The sequence below is a fragment of the Erwinia sp. JUb26 genome (assembly GCF_003751505.1).
In the GTDB taxonomy this organism is placed as follows: Bacteria; Pseudomonadota; Gammaproteobacteria; order Enterobacterales; family Enterobacteriaceae; genus Erwinia.
This window is the reverse complement of sequence record NZ_RJVB01000003.1, coordinates 575,412-596,678: the sequence shown is the minus strand read 5'-3', so window position 1 is coordinate 596,678 and position 21,267 is coordinate 575,412. Positions and strand designations below refer to the sequence as shown.

6 protein-coding genes are annotated in these 21,267 nt (G+C 65.3%); all 6 read right to left on the bottom strand.

Going from position 1 to position 21,267, the window contains the following annotated elements; all coding sequences use genetic code 11:
• Nucleotides 1-50 precede the first annotated feature (50 nt).
• From EC836_RS11445 to EC836_RS11420, 6 genes are read right to left on the bottom strand one after another with little or no spacing between them, the layout of a single operon-like run.
• Nucleotides 51-1,322, bottom strand: coding sequence for an MFS transporter (locus tag EC836_RS11445; protein ID WP_123333087.1), 1,272 nt, complete (start codon nt 1,320-1,322; stop codon nt 51-53).
• A complete protein-coding gene (locus EC836_RS11440; RefSeq protein ID WP_123333085.1) occupies nt 1,312-2,073 on the bottom strand; it encodes a thioesterase II family protein in 762 nt (253 codons plus the stop codon). The genes EC836_RS11445 and EC836_RS11440 overlap by 11 nt, the downstream gene beginning before the upstream one ends.
• A complete protein-coding gene (locus EC836_RS11435) occupies nt 2,066-3,193 on the bottom strand; it encodes a Gfo/Idh/MocA family oxidoreductase (RefSeq protein ID WP_123333083.1) in 1,128 nt (375 codons plus the stop codon). The genes EC836_RS11440 and EC836_RS11435 overlap by 8 nt, the downstream gene beginning before the upstream one ends.
• Nucleotides 3,190-4,257, bottom strand: coding sequence for an NAD-dependent epimerase/dehydratase family protein (locus EC836_RS11430; protein WP_158612782.1), 1,068 nt, complete (start codon nt 4,255-4,257; stop codon nt 3,190-3,192). Before EC836_RS11430 ends, EC836_RS11435 begins: the two co-directional genes overlap by 4 nt.
• Nucleotides 4,254-9,674 (bottom strand): non-ribosomal peptide synthetase, encoded by a 5,421-nt coding sequence (locus tag EC836_RS11425; RefSeq protein ID WP_123333079.1) that lies wholly within the window; start codon nt 9,672-9,674, stop codon nt 4,254-4,256. Before EC836_RS11425 ends, EC836_RS11430 begins: the two co-directional genes overlap by 4 nt.
• A complete protein-coding gene (locus EC836_RS11420) occupies nt 9,671-21,175 on the bottom strand; it encodes a non-ribosomal peptide synthetase (protein WP_123333077.1) in 11,505 nt (3,834 codons plus the stop codon). Before EC836_RS11420 ends, EC836_RS11425 begins: the two co-directional genes overlap by 4 nt.
• Between the last annotated feature and the right edge of the window lie 92 nt (nt 21,176-21,267).

Genomic DNA, 21,267 nt, shown 5'->3' with positions numbered 1-21,267 from the left:
GCTGACCAGCGCCATCAGCCAGCGAAAAGCGCTGCCGTTTTGCGGCTCGCTCATTGCGCCACCTCATTCAGCGGCTGCGGTTCCTCGCGCGTGCGGTCCGGTACGCGGCGGAAGCAGCGCATAATTACCAGCGCAATCACCGCGCCGAACAGGGCCGCCACGTAGAAGGTGTTGGCAAACCCGAGGTAATGGGCCAGCGTGCCGCCGATCACCATCGCCGTGCTGCTGCCGAGCACTTCGCAGCACTGTAGCAGGGTGAAATCGGTGCCCGGCTGTACCACCGAACCGTCTTTTTCGCCTTCGCTCCAGCACATAAACCAGGCGAACAGCGCCACGCAGCACAGGTTAAAGAAGAAGCCTTCCAGCACGAAGAAGGTGAAGATCCACTGGGTGGAGGCGCGATCCGCACTTAAAGACAGCGCCATCCCCAGCCAGCACAGCAGGCTGCCCGACAGGCCGATCAGCGTGAGCTGTGCACTGCTCAGCCAGCGGTGCAGCACGCCGGACGCCACCGCCCCGGCGATATAGCTGACGATCAGCACGCTGCCGGAGATCAGCGCAATCTGATCGAGGCTGACGCCCATATCCACCAGCAGCGGCGACACCAGGCTGGCGCCGAGGGTGCTGGCGGATTTAAACAGCAGCGCGGTGAGGATCACCGGCTTCCAGTGTTTGCGGCGGAAGATATAGCGCAGTGCAGCGCCCTTCTCGCCCAGCGGTGCCGCTTCGGCGGGCTGGCGGGCAAAGTGGCGCAGATGAAGCTGGAACGGCAGATGGCAGACCACCTGGATCAGCAGGCACAGCAGCACCGTACCCTGCCAGCCGCTGCGGTAAAAGACATACAGGCTGACCACTCCGCCCACCAGCATGCCGAGGCTGAAGCCCGCCACCTGGCCGACGTTGACGTTAACGTGGCGGCTACCGGCAAAGGTGCGCACCGCCAGCGCATCTACCGCCACATCCTGGGTGGCGTAAAACAGGTTCACCGCCGTGACCATCACCACCAGACCGATAATATGCCCGGCGGGATCGAACCAGAACAGCGCCGCGATCGCCGCCAGCGACAAGAGTTTTAACAGCTGTATCCAGGCCAGTCCCGCGGGCAGTGAACGGAAGCCCCACGGGCGGCGGTTCTCCAGCCACGAGGCCCAGATAAACTTAAACGCCCACGGCAGCATGCTCAGACCCACCAGGCCGATAAAGCGCAGATCCGCTCCCTGCGCGCGCAGGATCCCCGGCAGGGCAAACAGGGCAAAGCCCAGCGGCGTGCCCTGCGCGCAGTAAAGGCCGAACAGGCTGACGATATTCGCATTATATTTCATGATATTCCTTCACTGAGGCACCGGAGGCATTGGCGCACTCGCGGTTTAAAAAGGCCAGTAGCGCATCGCGCTGGTGCTGAAGATAGAAATGACCGCCGCTAAACACTTTCAGGTTGAAACGATGCCCGGTCACCCTTTCCCACTGCGACATCTCTTCTACCGTGACTTCGCTGTCGCGCTCGCCGACGGCTGCAAACACCGGGCAGCGGAGTTTTTCCGCGCAGCGCCGCTGGTAGGTTTCAATCGCCTGGAAATCGGCGCGGAATACCGGCATCAGCAGCGTCAGCAGCTCTCTGGCCTGGCCTGAGGGCATCTCATCGCCGGAAAGCCGGGTGACTTTATCCATCAGGTGGCTGTCGCTCTGTCGGTGATAGTCGCTGCCGCTGTTGCGGTGCGGCGGCAGGCGGCCGGACACCGCCAGGCCGTCAATCGGTCGGCCCTGTTTTTGCAGGCGCAGCGCCACCTCAAATGCCAGCGCCGCCCCCATGCTGTGGCCGAAGAAAAAGGTCGGGCGGCGCGGCAGAAAGTGGCAGGCGGCAGCCAGACGATCGGCCATCTGATGCAGGCAGGTCAGCGGCGTTTCGTTCATGCGTGCGCCGTGTCCCGCCAGCTGGGCGGCGTACAGCGCGCTTTCCTGCGCCACGCCATCGCGCCACGGCAGAAAATATTCGGCCATGCCCCCGGCATGGTGGAAGCAAACCATCTGCCGGGAGGTGCCCGCACGCAGCAGGCGTAAAGGTTGTTCAGTCATCGTTTTGCTCCTCGCCCTGATTGAACGCGGCCCACGCGGCGGCAGGCAGCGGCGGCGGCGCGTCAAAGGTGATGCTCTGCGGATTACCGACCTGGCTCATCAGATCCTTCCAGGCGGCGGTTAGCGCCAGCAGCTGCTGGGCATGCTGCGGCTGCGGATCGACCATCCGTGCGGCAAACTCCCGCAGCGCATGGCGCACCGCCGACGGCCACTGCTCCGCCAGCACGCCGTCCAAATCGTTGCCGTTATCTTCAGCCAGCGCGTACAGCGGAGTGCGGTAGTAGTGCGGTGCGCTCTCCGGCGGCAGCGGCTCACGGCAGCCCGTTTCGGTACGTTCGCGAGGGATATGCATCTGCGCATGCCACAGCAGCGGGCCGTGGGTATTCGCCAGCAGCAGGTTGCCGCCCGGCAGGCCCACGCTGATACGGTGCATGATATGGAAATGATTATCGGGATCGGCGGGATCGAGCTGATTTTGCAGATTCAGCGTAATCGGCACCCCGGCAATCACCCCGCGCAACGGGCTGTACGGCGGCGTGCCCTGCATCTGCGCCCGCAGCGCCGGGCTCCAGCCGCCCGGAGCTTCAAAGGCACAGGGGGCGAAGCGGCCCAGGGCGCGGCCCAGAATATCCAGCAGGCTGCATATCACCTGCACTCCGCAGGTGGCCTCAATAAACAGCGCCCGCTGCTCGGCCAGCGCACGCTGCACCACGCGAATAAAGCGCCGCACCGCCGGACTATGCGGATAGTGGGTATTCACGTGGTAGGTGCAACCGTGTTTACGGGCCAGCTTCAGGCACTGCGCCACGTCGCTCTGGTAGACCGGATGCTCCTGCAACACCGAGATCCCCCGCTGTAACAGCGCCTGGGCGATGTCGCTGCCCGCACCGCCGACGATGGCCGAACGGATCACCACGCAGGCGATATCAATATCCTCAGGCAAATCGTCCACCTGCTGATAAAGCGGCACGCCGTACTTCGCCGCCAGATCGCGGGATCGCGGGCTGCCGCGCGCCACAATGCCCGCCAGTTCGAACCCGGCGAACGGCTGGTTAAACGCCGAGAGATACACCTGGCCAAACAGCGTGCCGCAAACCACCACGCGTAACGGACGGCTCATAGCTCCCCCTCGGTAAACTGGGGCTGTTCGGCGGGCAGCACGCTGGCGGTAAACTGCGCCAGCAGGCCGCGCGCGTGCAGCGCATTGAGTAGCGGTTCCGCCGTCAGCACCTGCGGCAGCCACTTCAGCCCGTTCGCCGACTGGCGCAGCAGCGCATCCGCCGCCAGCGCCGCCACGCTGCCGGTCAGGCAGTAGCTGTTGCCAAAACGCAGTCGCAGCTCAAGGTTAACCGGCTGCCCGGCCTGGATGCCCCGCGCCTGTAGCCAGAAGTGCTGCTGTTCACCTTCGGCGGCGGTCAGTTCGCCGCTCAGCCGCACCAGTTCCGCCTGCGCCTCATCCTGCTGCTGGCAGGCCAGCAGCATCTGCGCATCGGCCACCAGGCTGTAAGCAGCCAGATTGCCCAGCCCGAACTCACCCGCCAGCTGCTCCAGCTCAAAGCTGAGGAACGGCAGCGCGTCGAACGGCCGGGCGGCGGTGGGCACCTTCACCCGCTGCTGCGCCGTGGCCCGCTGCATTTCCCCGTTGGCAATCACCGTGCCTGCCCGGCCCTGCTCCTGGTAAGGATTGAGGCTGGCGATAAAATCCGCGGCGGAAACGGCGGTAAAGCGCTCGATGCCGCCGCCGTACAGGGTAATGTGGGAAACGTGCGCCAGCCGCGCCAGCGCATAGCGCGGCAGCATCGCCGCCAGGCCGGGGGTTAACCCGGCCCCCAGCACGCAGGCGCGGTGCGACAGCGCGTGTTGCAGGCTGCCGTCCTGGGCGATTTCGCGCCACAGCGGCGGGTCACCCGCCACGTCCACGTAGCCCGCCCCCGCCAGCAGCGCAGCCCGCGCCACGCGAGCGCCAATCACCGAAGACGGACCGGCCGCATTCAGCACCAGATCGGCCCCGGAACACACGTCCGCCAGCGCCTGCGCATCAAAGATGTCGCACTGCCGGTAGTCGGCTTCCAGCCCGCCGGGGCTGCGCCCGACCACCGTCACCCGGTAATCGAGCGATCGCAGCAGCGCCACCGCCGCGCGACCGACTTCCCCCCGGCCGCCGGTAACAATAATCTGCTTCATACGGCTCTCCGCAGCTGTTCCAGATGCTGCGCCAGCGGCGCAACGTTTTCCGCACTCATGCAGCTGAAGTGGTCGCCCTGCAAATCGACATAGCGCACTTCGTCGATGCATACTCCTTCCCAGAACGATTTCATATCGCGCTGGAGCGCAGGAAGCAGATAGGTATCCCCCTGCTGGCAGGCAAAGGTCATCTCACCGGCAAAGAAGCCCGGCTTGTAGCAGCAGATACCGCGAATACTGTGGCGGAACACCGCGCACATGCGCTGCCACTCGGCTTCCGCCAGTGCGGGCTGGCCGCCTGAATCGCCGACGATAGCGGCGGTCAGCTCGTTCAGACGCTGCTCCGCCGATCGCTGCTGTACCTCTTCATAGGCGCTGGCGAAGGCGGTTTTGCCCTGCTCGCGAGCAACACGCGCCACGCATTCCGGGGTGATGGACGCCGGATTCCGGTGCAGGATCTGCTGATAAACCGTTTCCAGCTCAATCCTGTCCAACGGCCACGGCGCGTCAATGCCCAACGCCCAGACGATGGCCATATCGATCATCAGCGGATCGTCGATGACGTAGGGAATGCGGTAGCTGCTTGCCACCGTCACCGACGCCAGCGGAGTCTGGTTTTCCATCGCCTGGCGGGCGATCTCATAGGCCAGCAGGCCGCCTTTGCAGTAGCCGAACAGGTGAGCGTCCGGCGCTATCGCGCGGATCTCCGCCAGGTAATCGCTGGCCAGCCGCGCGATCAGCCCCTCGGCGGGCAGATCGAGGAAGGCATCGGTATTGGCGACGCTAATGGCGTAAACCGGCCCGCTCAGCGCCTCCACCAGCGACAGGCACGGCAGCACAGTGCCGCTACCTTCGTGCAGGATAAACACCGCTTCGCCGTCGCCCGGCTTGAGGCAGGCCACTTTGGCGTAGCCGTCGCTGTTCTCTTCGTCCGCCGCGCCCTGCTCGCGCAGGTAATCCGCCAGCGCGCGCACCGTCGGCTGCTGCAACACCTGGCGCAGGCTGCCTTCCCACGGCACGCGGTCGGCGCCGAGCGCTTCGCGGATGCGGCTGACCCACTGGGTGATCAGCAGCGAATCGCCGCCGCTGGCAAAGAAATCATCCTGCGGCCCGATGGCGGCGTTATTCAGCAGCTCGCGGCACAGGGTCAGCAGCGTGTTTTCCAGCGCGTCGCTGCCGGCATCGCTGGCCGTCTGCGCCGCGCTTTCGGCGGCGGCAGGCAGTTCCGGAAGCTGGCGGCGATCGATCTTGCCGTTCACCGTCACCGGCAGCGATTCCAGCACCGCCAGCCGCGCCGGGATCATCGCGGCGGGCAGCTGCGCTTTCAGCGCGGTCAGCAGCGCCTGCGGCTCGCAGCGCTGGCGGCGGGAGTTGAACTGCGCCAGCATAAAGCTCTGGCCGAGGCGCGATACCGCATCCTGCTCCGGCGGCCACGCCCACAGGGATTCCGCCCCGACGTCATCCAGCGCCGCCAGCCAGCGATCCTGCGGCATAAACGGCGAGTCAATTTCCAGACGCTCGTCGGCGAAGCCGGTCAGGCCGTGCTTGAACTCCATCGAGGTCATCAGCTGGTAGTTGTCGCGGGTGGCTTCGATAATCAGCAGCCAGCCGCCGGGCGCCAGCAGCTGGCGCAGATTGGCCAGCCCGTCGCGGGCCACCACCGCGTTATGCAGCACGTTGTTAGAGACGATCATATCGAACTGACCGCAGTCCAGCCCCTGCTCCAGCGGCGGGCGGTTAAAGTCGTACAGTTGGTAGCGCACAAAATCGTGCTGCTGATAGCGCTGGCGCGCCTCGTTGAGGAAGAACGGCGAGACGTCGGTAAAGGTGTACTCGACGTCATAGCCGGCCAGCAGCGGGATCAGCACGTTGCTGGTGCCGCCAACGCCCGCGCCGATTTCCAGCACCCGTACCCGACGGCGTTCGGCCATCGTACGCACCTTTTCTTCCGCCGCATGCAGCAGCAGATGGTTCATCAGTCGGCTAATCAGGTTGTTCTGATAGGCGTGGGTCGCCACATCGAGCTTGCCGTCCGGGAACAGCAGATTCAGGGGATCTTCTTCGCCGCGCAGCAGCTCGGGCAGGCAGCGGCTGCTGCGTTCCAGGTAGGTCAGCAGGCCGCCGTTGTCGTCCAGCCCGGTAATCAGCTGCTCGCCGCGCTGCCACAGGCGGGCAATCTCGGCCCCGTCAACCGAGTGTTGCAGCTGATAGCGGTCGCCGTCCTGCACCAGCATGCCGTGCTGCACCAGCGCGCGCAGCCAGCGGCGCACCAGCTGGCGGTTTTCTTCCGCCACGCCGCCGCTTTGCATCATCTCATCCAGCGTCACCGGCTGTCCGACGTTCAGCGCCCGGCTCTCGCACAGCGCTTTCACCATATGCATCAGCGCCACGCGGTCCAGCGCGTCGGTCAGTTCGGCAATCTGCCCGCGATCCAGCGAGGCGGTCACGCGATCCGCCGCCTGCCGGAGCGACGGCAGCACCGCCTGCCACTGCGTGTTTTTCTGGGCACCGGCCGCCGTCAGGATCGCCGGTTCAACGTACGCATGCAGCTCTTTCTGGATCGGGCCGCCGCGCACCACGACCGCCGCCTGCGCCACCTGCGGCAGCCGCGACAGCGCCGCTTCGATCTCGCCCGGCTCCACGCGGTGCCCGCGAATTTTAACCTGCTGGTCCAGTCGGCCGAGGAAGATCAGCACGCCGTCGGCGCTGTAGCAGCCGCGGTCGCCGGTGCGATACCAGCGCACGCCGCGCTCATCGGTGATAAAGCGGTCGGCGGTTTTCTCCGCGTCGCCCCAGTAAGACAGGGCCACACCGCGCCCGCCGATCCACAGTTCGCCCGCCACCCAATCAGGGCAGTCTTCGCCCACCGCGTTGACCACGCGGAACCGCTGATTGGCCAGCGGCAGCCCGTAGGGGATGCTTTGCTGATAGTGATATTTCGGATCGATCGGCCAGCTGTTGGACCAGATGGCCGCCTCGGTTGCGCCACCCAGGCTCAGCTGACGGGCCTGCGGTACACTGCGGGCAATCGCTGCGGGCAGCCCCACCGGTATCCAGTCGCCGGACATCATCACCGAACGCAGCGAGTCCAGCGTGGCATTTTCGGTCGCCAGGTAGCCGGTCAGCATATTCATCAGCGCAGGAACGGTGTTCCACAGCGTTACCCGATGCTGACGGATCAGCCGCGCCCACTGCGCCGGGTTGCGCTGGTCGGCCTCGGCGGGCAGCACCAGCGCGCCACCGGCACCGAGCACGCCAAAGATATCGAACACCGACAGGTCAAAACTGATGCGGGAAAGCGCCAGCAGGCGGTCGTCGGCGGTTAATGTCAGCCGCTGTTGCAGATCGCGCAGGGTATTGCGCGCCGCGTCGTGGCTGATGACCACGCCTTTCGGCTGCCCGGTACTGCCGGAGGTGTAGATAATGTAGGCGGCATCCTGCGGATCGGCCTGCGCCGCCACGCTCTGCGGCGCGAGGGCCACGGGGTGCAGCACGTCCACCGCCGCCACGCCCTGCTGCTGCCACGCCTGCTGCTCAATGTGCCCGGCCACCAACACCGCCTTCACCCCGGCGTCGGCAACGATCTGGGCGATGCGCAGTTCCGGCTGCCCGGCGTCGACAGGAATATAGGTACCGCCCGCCAGCAGGACCGCCAGCGCGGCGATAATCTGCTGGCGACGCACGTTCAGCACCAGCGCATAGCGGCCCGCGCCGTCCAGGCTGTCGGCCAGGGTCTGCGCCTGTTGCAGCAGTTCGCCGTAGCTCACTTCACCGTCGTCATCAATCAGCGCCACCGCCTGCGGCCGCTGTGCCGTCTGCTGCAGCAGATCGTCGTGCAGTAATCCGCTGGGGATATCGCGGGTGGTGGCGTTGGCACGAACGCGCGTCTGCTGCTGCGCCTCGGGCAGCGGCAGCTGGACCGGCTGCTGCCAGCAGCGATCTTCCTCCAGCACCCGAGCGATCTGGCTGCTAAAGGCGTCAAACATCGCCGTCACGGTGCCTTCGGGGAACACACCGTCGATCACATCCCAGTTAATCAGCAGCCCGCCCTGGAACAGCATCACCTGGCAGTCGATCCACACCTGTGGGGTCTGGCTGATGCCCCAGGTAAAGTGCGCATCGCCCGGCAGCGCGCTGGCGGTATCCGGCGCGTGCTCATCGCTGACCAGCGCACTGGTAAACACCACCGGCATACGGGCACGCTGGCTACCGCGCTGGCGTGCCAGTTCACGGATGGTCGACACGCCGGAAAAGGCGTTATGCTCCAGGTCCTGCCACAGCCGGGTTTGCAGCTGGTTGACCCGCTCGCCGAGGGTGCAGGTGTGACGCAGATCCGCCTCCAGCAGGCTGACCGAGGTAAAGTCACCGATCAGCGAGGCCACGTCAGGATGCACGTCCGGACGATCCATCACCGTCAGATTCAGGCAAAAATGACGGTTGGCGGACCAGCGCGCCATGGTTTCGGCATAGATCGTCAGTAGCAGTGCGGAGGGCGACACGCCCTGCTGCTGGCAGCGCGAACGCAGGCGCTGCCACTGGGCGGCATTCCACTGCTGGCTGAGGCGGAAGAACGACGGCGATCCCTCGTTGGCGGCCTCCGGCAGCAGCGGCAGCTGCGGGCATTCCGGCAGACTTTCCAGCCGATCCAGCCAGAAATCACGCGCTTCGGCATAGCGGCGGTGACGCTGCTGGCGCTGCTGGTACTGGATCACATCGCGGAAGCTGACGGTAGGTGCATCCCCGGCGGATTCGCCGCGATACTCGCGCCACAGCTCGGCCAGCAGGATCTGAATACTCAGCGCGTCGGCAATCAGCAGATCGATACTGAAGTGCAGGCAGTCACCGGCGTCGGTGTGGCTGAACTGCAAATCGAACAGCGGCCAGCTGTCGGTGGCGTAAACCCGGTGGGACATCTCCTCGCGAAGCGCCTGCGGCGACGCGTTGCGGCAGGCGATGGCAAAGTGCGGCACCGACGGCAGGATCTGCTGCTCGCCCTGCGGGTTGACGACGGCGCGCAGCATCGCATGGCGGGCTACCAGCCGGTTCCATGCGGCCTCCAGCCGTGGAGCATCCCAGTGTGAGGACGCAATTTCAAAATAACCGTGGCAGCCAATACCGCCGAAATTAAACGCCTGCTGGCGGCCAATATAGTAGGCGGACTGCACGTCGCTGAGCGCAAACGGCAGGTGCTGGTCCTGCGGCTCGGCGACAAAGGCGTCCTCACGGCTCCACTGTTCCAGCAGCGCGATAATCTCCGGTTTGAGTGCCTTAAGCTGCTCAATCTGCTGAGGGCCAATCACCCCCTGCGGGGCGCGAAACTTCAGCGCGCCCGCGTCTAACCAGAACTGCGCCTGCTGTTTTTCAAGGGAAAGCAGCAGGGAAAGCGCCTGCTGCGCCGATGGTGAATGGCTGGTCATAACGTTCCTTCCTCAAAATGGGTATCCGACGCCTGCTCGCAGGCGGAAGCCACGGCCTCCGCAATGCGATCCAACGTTTGTAACTGGAAGATTTGCCACAGCGGCAGCTCTACACCGTGTTCGCGGCGCAGAGCGGCGGCCAGCCGCGTGGCGATAAAAGAGTCGCCGCCGATGGCGAAAAAGTTGTCGTAAATATCGATGTCGTCGCGCTCCAGCAGCGGAGCCAGCAGCGCAACCAGCTGCCGTTCGGCGTCGCTGAGCGGGCGATCCGCCGCCTGGCGCGCCATGCCCTGGGCCAGCGCTTCAATGGCACGGCGGTCGCGCTTGCCGTTGTCGGTCAGCGGCCAGCTGTCGCAGTAGCCCCACAGGGACGGAATGGCGTAGGCAGGCAGCAGGCCGGCAAGATGCTGCGCCAGCGCGCGCCAGTCGGGCTGCTGTGCGGACTGCACCACCGCTGCCAGCACCGGACGCCCGCCCTGTTCGGCCACCCACACCTGCGCGTCGTCGATGCCCGGTGCGCTGTCGATGGCCAGGCGGATCTCGTCCAGCTCCAGACGGTAGCCGGAAACTTTGACCTGGTTATCGCGGCGGCCAAGGAACTCCAGTACCGCGCCGGGCAGGTAACGACCGATGTCTCCGGTGCGATACCAGCGCTGGCCGTTGAGGGTGACAAACTGACTGGCGGTGCGTTGTTCATCACCAAAGTAGCCCGCCGCCACGCCGCGCCCGCCGATCCACAATTCGCCCGGCACCCAGTCCGGGCAGTCGTCGCCCAGCTCGTTAACCACGCGGAATGCCTGATTCGGCAGCGGCACGCCGTAGGGAACGGAGTGACAGCCGTCGACGCTGTGCACCATCGGCCAGTGATTCGACCAGACCGACGCCTCGGTTGCGCCGCCCAGCGCGATGGCCTGCGCCTGCGGGGCTACGGCCTGTAGCCCCTGCGCCAGCGTTGGCGACACCCAGTCGCCGGAGAGCATCACCAGCCGCAGATCCGCCAGCCCGGTGGGTGCGTCCTGCATGTCACTCAGCGGCAGCGCCATTTCCAGCAGCGCCGGGACGCTGTTCCACAGCGTAATGCGGTGTTCCTGCCCCAGCGCCAGCCAGCGCCAGGCATCTTTTTCATCCTGCTCCGATACCATGACCAGGCTGCCGCCCGCGGAGAGCAGGCCGAAGATGTCCCACACCGACAGATCGAAATGCAGCGCCGACAGCGCCAGCCCGCGATCCCGCTCCGTTACGCAATAAAGCTGATTGATCGCCACCAGGGTGTTCACCGCCGCCGCGTGGGTAACGGCGACGCCTTTCGGGGTTCCGGTACTGCCGGAGGTAAAGATGATGTAGGCCAGCGCATCCGTTGACACCTCTGCGGCGGCGGGCAGCCGTGAACCCAGCGGTCGGGCGTCGACGACGATGCGCGCAACCTCAGCGGGCCATTCAAGATCTTCACGGCCGATCACCCGCCGGATCGCCGCCTGCGTGACGATCTGCTGGCGGCGGTGCAGCGGCCAGGAAACGGCCAGCGGCACATACACCGCACCGATCCACTGCACCGCCAGCACCGCAATGACCTGTTCGCTGCCGCGCGGCAGCGCCACGCCAATGTGCTCCCCGGCCTGCGCGCCCTGCTCCAGCAGCGCCAGCGCCAGCCGCTGCACCTTCAGCTCCAGCTGACGGAAGCTCAGCTGCCGTTCGCCGTCGATCAGCGCGGTGCGATCGGCATAGCGGTGCATGGCATCCGCCACACGACCGTGCAGCGAACGGCAGTCTTCCGGCAGCGTGACGCCGTTAACCTCGTGCCGCGCCGCCTGCTGATGCACCGGCAGGGCGGGCTGAATAACGGCGTCCCAGTTTTCCCGTTCACTCAGCTCGCGCAGCAGATCGCCATAGGCGGCAAACATCTCGTCGATGGTGCCTGCCGGGAACAGTCCCTCCACCACGTCCCAGTTGAAGTGCAGCTCGCCGTCGCGTTCAAAGACCTGGTGGTCAATCCATACCTGCGGGGTCTGCGATACGCCCCAGATTGAAGGCGGGAAATCGGCCTGCGGATAGTCGGCGTTCTGCGCACCCAGCGCGCTGGTAAACACCACCGGCATCATGGTTTGCGCGCTACCGCGCAGGCGGCTCAGCTCGCGCATCACCCACACCGCAGAGACATCCATATGCGCCAGATCGTCGCCCAGCTGCTGCTGGAGCTGGCGGGCGCGATGCTGCCAGCTTTCACCCGGTTCGTGGTGGCAGGCCAGCAGCAGCAGCGAGGTGAAATCGCCCATCACGTGATTGATCGCAGGATGGACCGGCTGACGATCGAACAGCGTGACGTTAATGCTCAGCGACGGCGACGCCGACCAGCGCGCCAGCACCTGCGCATAGCAGGTCAGCAGCAGGCAGGACGGGGTGATCTGATGACTGCGCGCTTTGGCGGTCAGCCGCTGCCAGCGTTCGGCGGAGAGCCAGCCTTTGCGGCGGCGGAAGCGCGGCGTGCCGAGGGTGCGCGGATCGCAGGCCAGCGGCAGCGCCGGGGCGTCCGGCAGGCTTTCCAGCCGCTCCAGCCAGTACTGTTCCGATCCCGGCTGCTGTTTGCCGTGGACGGTGGTGACGTAGTCGCGGAAGCCGATATCCACCGGCGGCAGCGCGGCCTGCGGATCGGCATACAGCGCGGCAAGTTCGGCAATAAACATCTGCATGCTCAGCCCGTCCAGCACCAGATTATCCAGCCCCAGGCAGAAGCGGTTTTGTCCGTCGTCACTTTCAATCAGCGTGGCGTGGAACAGCGGCCATTCGCCAGGAGCCAGTACGCGGTGGGAGAGGCTTTCACGCTGGTGTTCGGTAAAAGACGACCACTCTGCCGCCGGGCAGCGCAGCACGGTCAGCGCGGCACCGGGCTGCTCGGGCAGCACGCGCTGCATTCCCTGTTCGTCGAAAATCAGACGGAGGGCATCGTGACGAGCCACCAGTTGGCTGAGTGCCCGCTCCAGCCGCGCGGCGTCAAATGCGTCGCCCTCATATTCCGAGTAATAGTGCGTCGCCACGCCGCCGAGATCGAAACCAGACTGCCGCCCGGTGAGGTAGGCCTGCTGCACGTCGGTGGCGGCAAACGGCTGGTAGCGCTGTTCGGCATCGTGGACCAGTGCGGCACTCTGCGTGCTGGCCTGCTGTTCGGGGATCTGGCGGACAAAGTCGCGCAGTACCGGCGCGGCAAACAGCTGCCCGAGAGTTGCGCCACCGAGGCCAACATCGCCGAGCTGCGCCACAATGCGCGTTGCGTGCAGGCTGTCGCCGCCCATCTGGAAGAAGTTGCTGGCGGCGTCCGGCATCACGCCGAGCACCTGCTGCCACACCGCCGCGACCTGATGCTCGCGCTCGCCGTGCAGCGCGGCGCTGACCGTACCGCCCGTCGCCTGCGCATCAGCGGCGGCGCGCACCGCCAGTTCACGCCGGTCCACCTTACCGTTGGCGCTGAGCGGCATCGACTCCAGCAGGTGAATATGCTGCGGCAGCATGTACGCTGGCAGTTGTTGCTGCAGCCAGCTACGCAGGGCGGTGGCGTCCGGGATCGCGCGCGACCGGCCCGCAAGGCTTTGCAGCAGCAGCGCGCCTGCGCCCACCGCACAGGCCGATGCCACCGTCATCCCCTGTTCGGCCAGCACCTCGTGCCAGCCGTCGGCGGAAAGCAGCGGCGACAGGCTGCCACGGCGCCGATCGGCGTAAGCGGCTTCCTGCGGCAGCAGCAGCACCGTCAGCTGCGCCAGCGGGCTGAGGGTCAGCGTTTCCAGTATCAGCGCACGGCTGTCGGCGGCGCACAGTCCGCGCAGCGCCTGCACGCCTGTCGCAATCTGATCGAAGCGGTGCAGCGCGTTATTACTGAGCACCACGTCGGCGCTGAAGCGGCAAGGGTCCGCAGCCGCCAGCAGCAGGCTGCGGTGCGGGTAGCCGCTTAACCGGAACTCGGCCTGCTGGCGCAGCGACGAGGCCGACTCCACCAGGCAGTATTCAATCGCCGACTCCGGCAGCGCTGCCAGCAGCGCACTGGCGAACAGGCCGCTGCGGCCGTTGAGTTCAGCCACCCGCACCGGACGCTGTAGTTGCTCTGCCAGTGCGGCAATCTGCGCCACCACGGCATCAACAGCCGCCTGGGTTTCCGGCGATCCGGCCACCAGCGTTTCCGGCGACAGTACCGGATCGTCCAGCAGCGCCAGCGCATTCTGCTCGCCGCGTACCACCCCGGCGATCCACGCCAGACGCTGCTGTAGCGACTGCACGATCGCCGCCAGGTACGGGTGCAGCGGCACGGCAAATTCGCCCGGCCACTGCCCGACTTTCACGCCCTGCTCGCCGGAGATCAGGCAGCCCTGCCCGACCAGCCAGCTCAGCCAGTGGCGCACCAGCGGCTGATAGCGCGGGGCGATCTGCGCCTTAGCCAGCAGCGCATCCGGCTGCTGCCATTCGCTCATCGCCAGGCCCAGCTTCGCGGTCAGCAACTGGCAAAGCAGATGGCGCACCGCCAGCGCTTCCTGCTGTGCGGTCTGTTCTACCGGCACGCTATCCGGGAGGGATTGAACCGGATGCGCCTGCACCTGCGGTTCGCGCTGCGCTTCACCCTCAACGAACAGCCGTAAATGCTTCTGCGGTTTATCCAGATAGACCGCGACCGCGCGGCCCACCCGGCTGAAACGTTCGGCCTGGGCTTCAATATCGCCCAGCTCGATGCGGTAGCCGTTCAGCTTGATTTGCCGATCCTGTCGGCCAAGGAACTCCAGACAGCCGCCGGGAACAAAGCGCCCGCGATCGCCGGTACGGTAGAAGCGTTCGCCGCCCTGCATAACAAAGCTGGCGGCGGTTTTCGCCTCGTCGCCGTAGTAGGCCATCGCCAGGCCAACGCCACCGATCCACAGCTCACCGGCCACCCAGTCCGGGCAGTCACGGCCCTGCCGATCCACCACGCGATATGACTGGTGGGCCAGCGGATAGCCGTAGGGGATCGCCTGCCACTGCGGGTCGATCTGCTCAACGTCCAGCGCATTTGACCAGATGGCCGCCTCTGTTGCACCGCCGAGCGCGGTAAAGCCGGCCTGCGATCCCAGCGCCCGCAGGCGCGGCAGCAGATCCAGCCCTACCCAGTCGCCGGAAAGCAGCACCCGGCTGAGCGACGGCGGCAGTCCGCGCGGATCGTGCTCGGCGGCGGTCAGCAGCATGTCGAACAGCGCAGGAACGCTGTTCCAGTGGGTCACTTCCTGCTGATGCAGGTGGTTCAGCCAGCGCGGAGCGTCTTTCTCTTCGCCTTCCGCCGGGATCACCAGCGTGCCGCCGCAGGAGAACGCGCCAAAAATATCGTAAACCGAAAGATCGAAGTTCAGCGCCGACAGCGCGAAGATCCGCATCGCACCCTCGCCGACGTAGCGGCGGTTGATCTCATCCACGGTGTTTGCCGCCGCCTGATGGCTGACCATCACCCCTTTCGGCACCCCGGTGGAACCGGAGGTAAAGATGATGTAGGCGGCATCCGCCGGATTGCCGCAGGTGATTTCGCTCAATGGCAGCAGCGCGTCGCCGGATTGGGTGATATCCAGCCAGATGCCATCGCCCTGAACGGTGGATACACCCGCACCCACCACCCGCCGCACCTGCGCCTGCTGGATAATCTGCTGCAGGCGGGTTGGCGGCTGCGCCACGTCCAACGGCACATAGATGCCGCCCACAGCGTGGCAGGCCAGTAACGCGACGATCTGCTGGCGGCCTTTAGGCAGCAGGATCGCCACGCGATCCCCCGGCTGCACGCCGTCTTCACGCAGTCGCCAGGCCAGTTCCCGGGCCTGATTGCCGAGCTGCCGATAGCTGAGCTCGCCGTCGGCATCCACCAGCGCCCGCTGATGCGGCTGCTGCTGCACGCTGTGCCAGAACGGCGCAGGCAGCAGCCGCGGGCTGAACGGCGGTACGGTGTGATGCGCCGAGGAATTGGGCTGAGGATTTGCAGAAGCATCCTGCTGCCCTGTCGGCTGAAGCTGACTTGATAAAACGGAGCCGACCTGACTGACAGACTGCGACGAATGCGGTAATACTGAGGACTTCTGCAACGCGGCGAGGTTCGCAGACGATTGTGGCAGGCATCGCTGCACCAGCACGGCGCTATCAACATGGTGCGCCACCGGGGCATGCAGCAGCCGTTCGTCGCTGGCGATGCCGTCGATCAGTCGGCACATAAAGCTGAACATCTGCTCAACCATCTGCGGCGGGAACAGCGAATCGACGCTGTCCCAGCACAGCAGCAGCGCGCCCTGATGCTCCATCACCTGGCAGTCAATCCACACCTGCGGCGTCTGCGAGATCCAGTAATGCAATTCGCCGAGCGTATTGCTGCCAATCAGATCGCGGCCCAGATTGCTGGTGAACACCACCGGCATATCCATCTGGCGGCCGTGCAGCTGTGCACCGTCGCGCATCACCTCCACCGCGCTGTAGTCGGCACGATCGAAGTCGGCCATAAAGCGCTGATTGAGCCGCCGGATACCGGCCAGCAGCGTGTCGCCGGGCTGGCTTTCGCAGGCCAGCAGCAGCAGCGTGGTAAAGTCCGCCACCAGCTCCGGCAGCTGCGGGTGATCGCCACGGCGGTTAAACACGGTGAGGTTGAGGCTGAAATCCGGTGACGCCGACCAGCCGCGCAGCGTGGCCGCGTAGCAGCCCGCCAGCAGCATCGACGGCGTAACGCCCTGCCCGCGCGCCAGCGCTTTCAGGCGGCTCCAGCGTTCGGCGTCCAGCTGCCAGTCGCGGTGGCTGAATCGCGGTGCGCCCTGCCCGACGTGGTTATGCTGAGGTAGCTGGGGTGCCTGCGGCAGCCCCTGCACCAGGCGCTGCTGCCAGTAGTCGCGGCTGGCGCTGAGATCGTTCTGCTGCTGTTCCAGCAGATACTGCGGGAAGCTGTATTCCAGCGCGGGCCACGCTGCCTGCGGCTGGTTAATGGCACGGCTCAGCTCGGCCAGCAGGATCTGCACGCTCATGCCGTCGGCAATCACCATATCGATGTTGATATGCAGGCGGCTGCCTTCGCTACGGTGGCTGGCCGCCAGATGGAAGCCGCTTTCCCGGCTGAGATCGGCCACCCGGTGAGACAGTTTTTCACGCAGCGCCCGGCGTTGATTTTCGGCCTCCTCATCGTTCAGCGCCTGCCAGTCGAAGCTTTCCACGGTCACCGGGCGGTAAGCCTCGATAACTCCCTGCTCGTCGGCGTTGATGCGCATTCGCAGCAGATGGTGGCGCTGATGCAGCTGGTTCAGCGCGGCGTTGAGCAGCCCATCGGCCAGCGGCGGGCAGTCCAGCTCCAGATAGATCTGGCAGGCGACGCCGCCCAGCTGGCGATCGTCCTGACGCCCGCGCCAGTAGGCCAGCTGTACCGGGGTCAGGGTAAAGGCCCCGCCGTCCCACTGTACCTGCGCCTTTTCAGCCTGCGGGGCGGATTCCGCCTGCCGCTCAGCCTGTTGCCAGCACTGCTGCCAGGCGTTAAGGGTGGTTTTTTCAAACAGCTGCGCCAGCGTCAGGGCAACGCCGAGCTTTTTCCCCTCATCCACCAGGTCGAGCATTTGCAGGGAGTCCAGCCCCAGCGTCAGCAGATCGTCATCGGCGTTCAGATCCGTCGCGGACAGGCTGAGGGTATCCGCCACCCAGCCGCGCACGTACTCGCTGCCGGGCTGGCCCGGCGAAGATTGCCCCTCAATTTTGGCGCTGGTTTCGCACGTTGTGCTGCCCGGCTCCGCTGAATTATCCATTTCTGACGGCGTGAAACGCAGCCCCGGCGGCCAGTGGCGCTGGCGGTCAAACGGATAGAGCGGCAGCAGCGCCAGCGCGGCCGGATGCGCCGGATCGCTACCCTGTCGCCAGTCAAAGCGACCGCCGCTCAGCCATTGTTCGGCGTTGCCCGCCTGGCGATAGCGGCTCAGGCGTTCGGTGGTGACGATCTCCGGCTGTTTCAGCTGGCTGATTAACTCATCCAGCGAACGGTAGCGGATCAGCGCACGCAGCGGGAAACGATGTTCGCGCCCGGCGCACCAGGCATTCAGCAGCGCAGCGGCGTTTTCCGGGTGCTTCACCAGGCAGTCTGCCAGCGCCGAGGCGGTCTGCCGCAGTGCGGTTTCACTGTGGCCGCTGACGGGCAACTCGCCGCTGACGGGCCGCGCGGATACGGGCAATCCCGCCGTTAGCGCGCGCTTGATCAATGCCGCCGACATGGTGCCGGTAAAGCTGAAGGCGTTGACCGCCACCCGTTCAACGCGGGCTGACTGCGTTTGCTGTGGATAGCGATAGCGCGGCCAGCTTTCCGCCAGCTGCGGATTGACCTGATGAAAATGGGGATGCCCGAAGTGCTGCTGGCGCTGGATCTGCGCCACGGCGCGTAACACCGAATAGAGGCCGGAAGCCGCTTCCAGATGGCCGAGCTGGGTTTTACTTGCCCCCAGCGGCAGCGGCTGCTGGCGTTCGCCGTACACGGCCGCCACGGCGCTCAGTTCGACTGGATCGCCAAGCGGGGTGCCGGTTCCGTGGGTTTCCAGCAGCGATACCGCCTCCGGCGTGCAGTCCGCGCCCTCCAGCAGCTGGCGCATCATCGCGCCCTGCGCCTGCGGATTCGGTGCGGTCAGGCTGCTGCTTTCGCCATCCTGCGCCACGACGGTGTTCTCAATCACCGCCAGCACAGGATCGCCGTCGCGCAGCGCCTGGGCGTGGGATTTGAGCAGCATCATCACCGCGCCCTCGCCGCGCGCGTAGCCGTCCGCCTTATCGCTAAAGGTGGCGCAGCGGCCGTTTGGCGAGAGCATCCCGGCGTGGGTCAGCGCCTGTTCCACCTGCGCGGAGAGCAGCAGGTTAACCCCGCCGACCACCGCCGCGTTGCACTGGCCTGCACGCAGGCTGCGCACCGCACAGTCCAGCGCCACCAGCGAAGAGGAGCAGCCGGTATCCAACGTCAGCGCCGGACCGCGCGTGCCGTAAAATTTCGCCAGGCGCCCGGAGCTGGCGCTGGCGCTGATGCCGGTCGCCAGCCAGCTTTTAGCGTAGTCGGGATCGTTCTGCTGCATCAGCTGCATGCCGAACTCGCTGCCGCTCTGACCAATCCAGAAGCCCAGCGAGGAGGTTTTCAGGCTCTCGGGCCGCCAGCCCGCCTGCTCAAACAGGTGCCAGCTCAGTTCCAGCAGCATGCGCTGCTGCGGGTCAAGCAGCTGCGCCTCTTTCGGACTGATGGCGAAGAAGGCCGCGTCGAAGCCGTCGATATCAGTCAGCGCACCCACCGGCAGCGCAAAGCGGCGCAGGTCGTTTGCCTCCTGACGCACCGCCGATTCCCCGGCGGAGAGCCATTCGGCATACGCCTGCCAGGCATCATCCTGCTGGCCCGGCAGACGACAGCTGATGGCGACAATCGCCACCTCGTTACCGTTAACCGGCGGTACAGGCTGTTCGTCTGCATGTTGCACAGCGGTGTGGCTGGCGATCCAGCCGCTTAGCTGTAGCAGGGTCGGATGGGCAAACAGATCGGTGACCAGCAGACGACAGCGGTATTTTTCATTGATCTGCTGGCACAGGCGCAGCGCCTGCAGGCTGCTCAGCCCGGCGTCCAGCAGGCCCTGAGTTGGGTCCAGTTCGCTGACCGACAGCAGGCGACAAAGCGTGTCGTGCAGCCACGGCAGGATGTCATCGTTCAGAGCACGACCGGCAGCAAGGTCACGATCCTTCTCTGCTATCCCGCCTTCGGGATTTTCAGCGCGATAAGCCAGGGCAGATATGGCCGCCGGATCGTTCTGCCAGATAAACAGCGGGCTCAGCTCGTTGCCCTGCCACTCTTTCATCATCTGGCGACGCTGGATTTTACCGCTGGAGGTTTTCTTCAGTTTACCCTGCGACAGCACGATAACGCGGCCAATCGTCAGCCCAAAGTGTTCCGCCACCACCGCGCTGGCGGCGCGGGAAAGCGCCGTGTAAACCGCTTCACTCTGATGGCGGCGCGCTTCCAGCATCAGCAGGATCTCGCCGCTGTCGGTGTCCTGACAGGCGCAGACGCCGCCGGTTTTTATCTCTTCGCACTGCTTTTCGATCGCCTGTTCCAGATCGTTGGGCATGTGGTTTTCACCCGCCACAATGATGATGTCCTTCAGGCGGCCGCAGATATAGAGTTCCCCCTGCCAGAGGAAGGCCAGATCGCCGGTGCGCAGATAGCGATGCCCTTCCGGCTCGTCGGTCACGGTGGCTTCGAACGTTTCCGCGCTAAGCTGCGGCTTGTTCCAGTAGCCGTGTGCTTTGGATGCGCCGCTGGCCCAGACTTCGCCAATATGGCCTTCCGGCAGTGCCTGATGGCTTTCTGCATCAACAATACGCAGCTGCCACTGCGGATCGACGCGCCCGGAGCTGACCAGCGGCCTGCCGTGAACGTCCGGCTGCGCCCTGCCCGCCGCCAGCGCCGCGCCGTTAAAGCGCTGGATCACGTAGTCGGTATTGGCCGGTTTGTAGGTGATGGCGAGAGTGGACTCCGCCATGCCGTAGGCCGGGGTAAACGCCTGCGGTTCAAAGCCTGACGGCGCGAAGCGATCGGTAAAGCGCGCCATGGTATCGGCGCGAATCGGTTCGGCGGCGTTGGCGGCCACCTTCAGCGAGCGCAGATCCAGCCGGGCAACCTGTTCATCGCTGACCATCTCGTTGCACAGCGCCCAGACAAAGTCCGGCGCGGCGACGGCGTTCGCGCCGTACTCTTCAATCAGCTTCAGCCACTGATGCGGGTCAGCCACCATCTGCGCCGGTGGCATAAAGTTGCAGCAGCCGCCGGAAAGCAGCGGCATCATCAGGCCGCTGAGCATGCCCATGTCGTGATAGAACGGTAGCCAGTTGGCGGTGATCACTTCCGGCCGGCAGCGATAGTGCAGATCCAGCAGCAGCTGCTGCTGGGCGCGGATATTATCGTCGTAGTTAAGGACGGCCTTCGGTTTTCCGGTCGAGCCGGAAGAGTACTGCAGGTAAACCGGGCCGCCGGGATGGTAGATCCGCTCAAGCGCTCCGACATCCGGCAGTTCACCTGATGCCAGGCTGCCCGGCAGTTCGTCAACGACTATCAGTTTGCGCTGATGATGCCAGCCCTTCGACTGGATCTCCTCAACCATGGCGCGGTAGGTGAAGATGTATTCCGGCGCGCTTTCTTCGAAAATGTGGCCGATAACCCCGGCGCTGCGGTGGATGCGAAAGGCGTTGGTCAGATGGACCGGGATGGCGGCCACGCCGCTAAGAATACAGGCGCTGAGGCTGGCGATAAATTGTGCATCGCCCGGCATCAGCAGGATCGCGCGCTGATTCACGTTCAGCGAATCACCCATCTCCTGCGCCATCGCGAAGGCGGTGTTCACTAACCGACGATAGCTCCATTCATCGGTGTCCTGTTTGTCACGATAGCGCAGCGCGATGCTGTCCGGCTTGTGTTGCGCATGCTGCAACAGTTTCTCTCTGACCCAGCCACTGGCAATAGACGATCGGTTCATCCCAACTCCCTTAATTCCCCCAAAGGGGACGTAACGTAAAAAATGGCCCTGCTGTAAAATGCCGGCCGCAAAAAACGGCCAGAAAAGGTGGC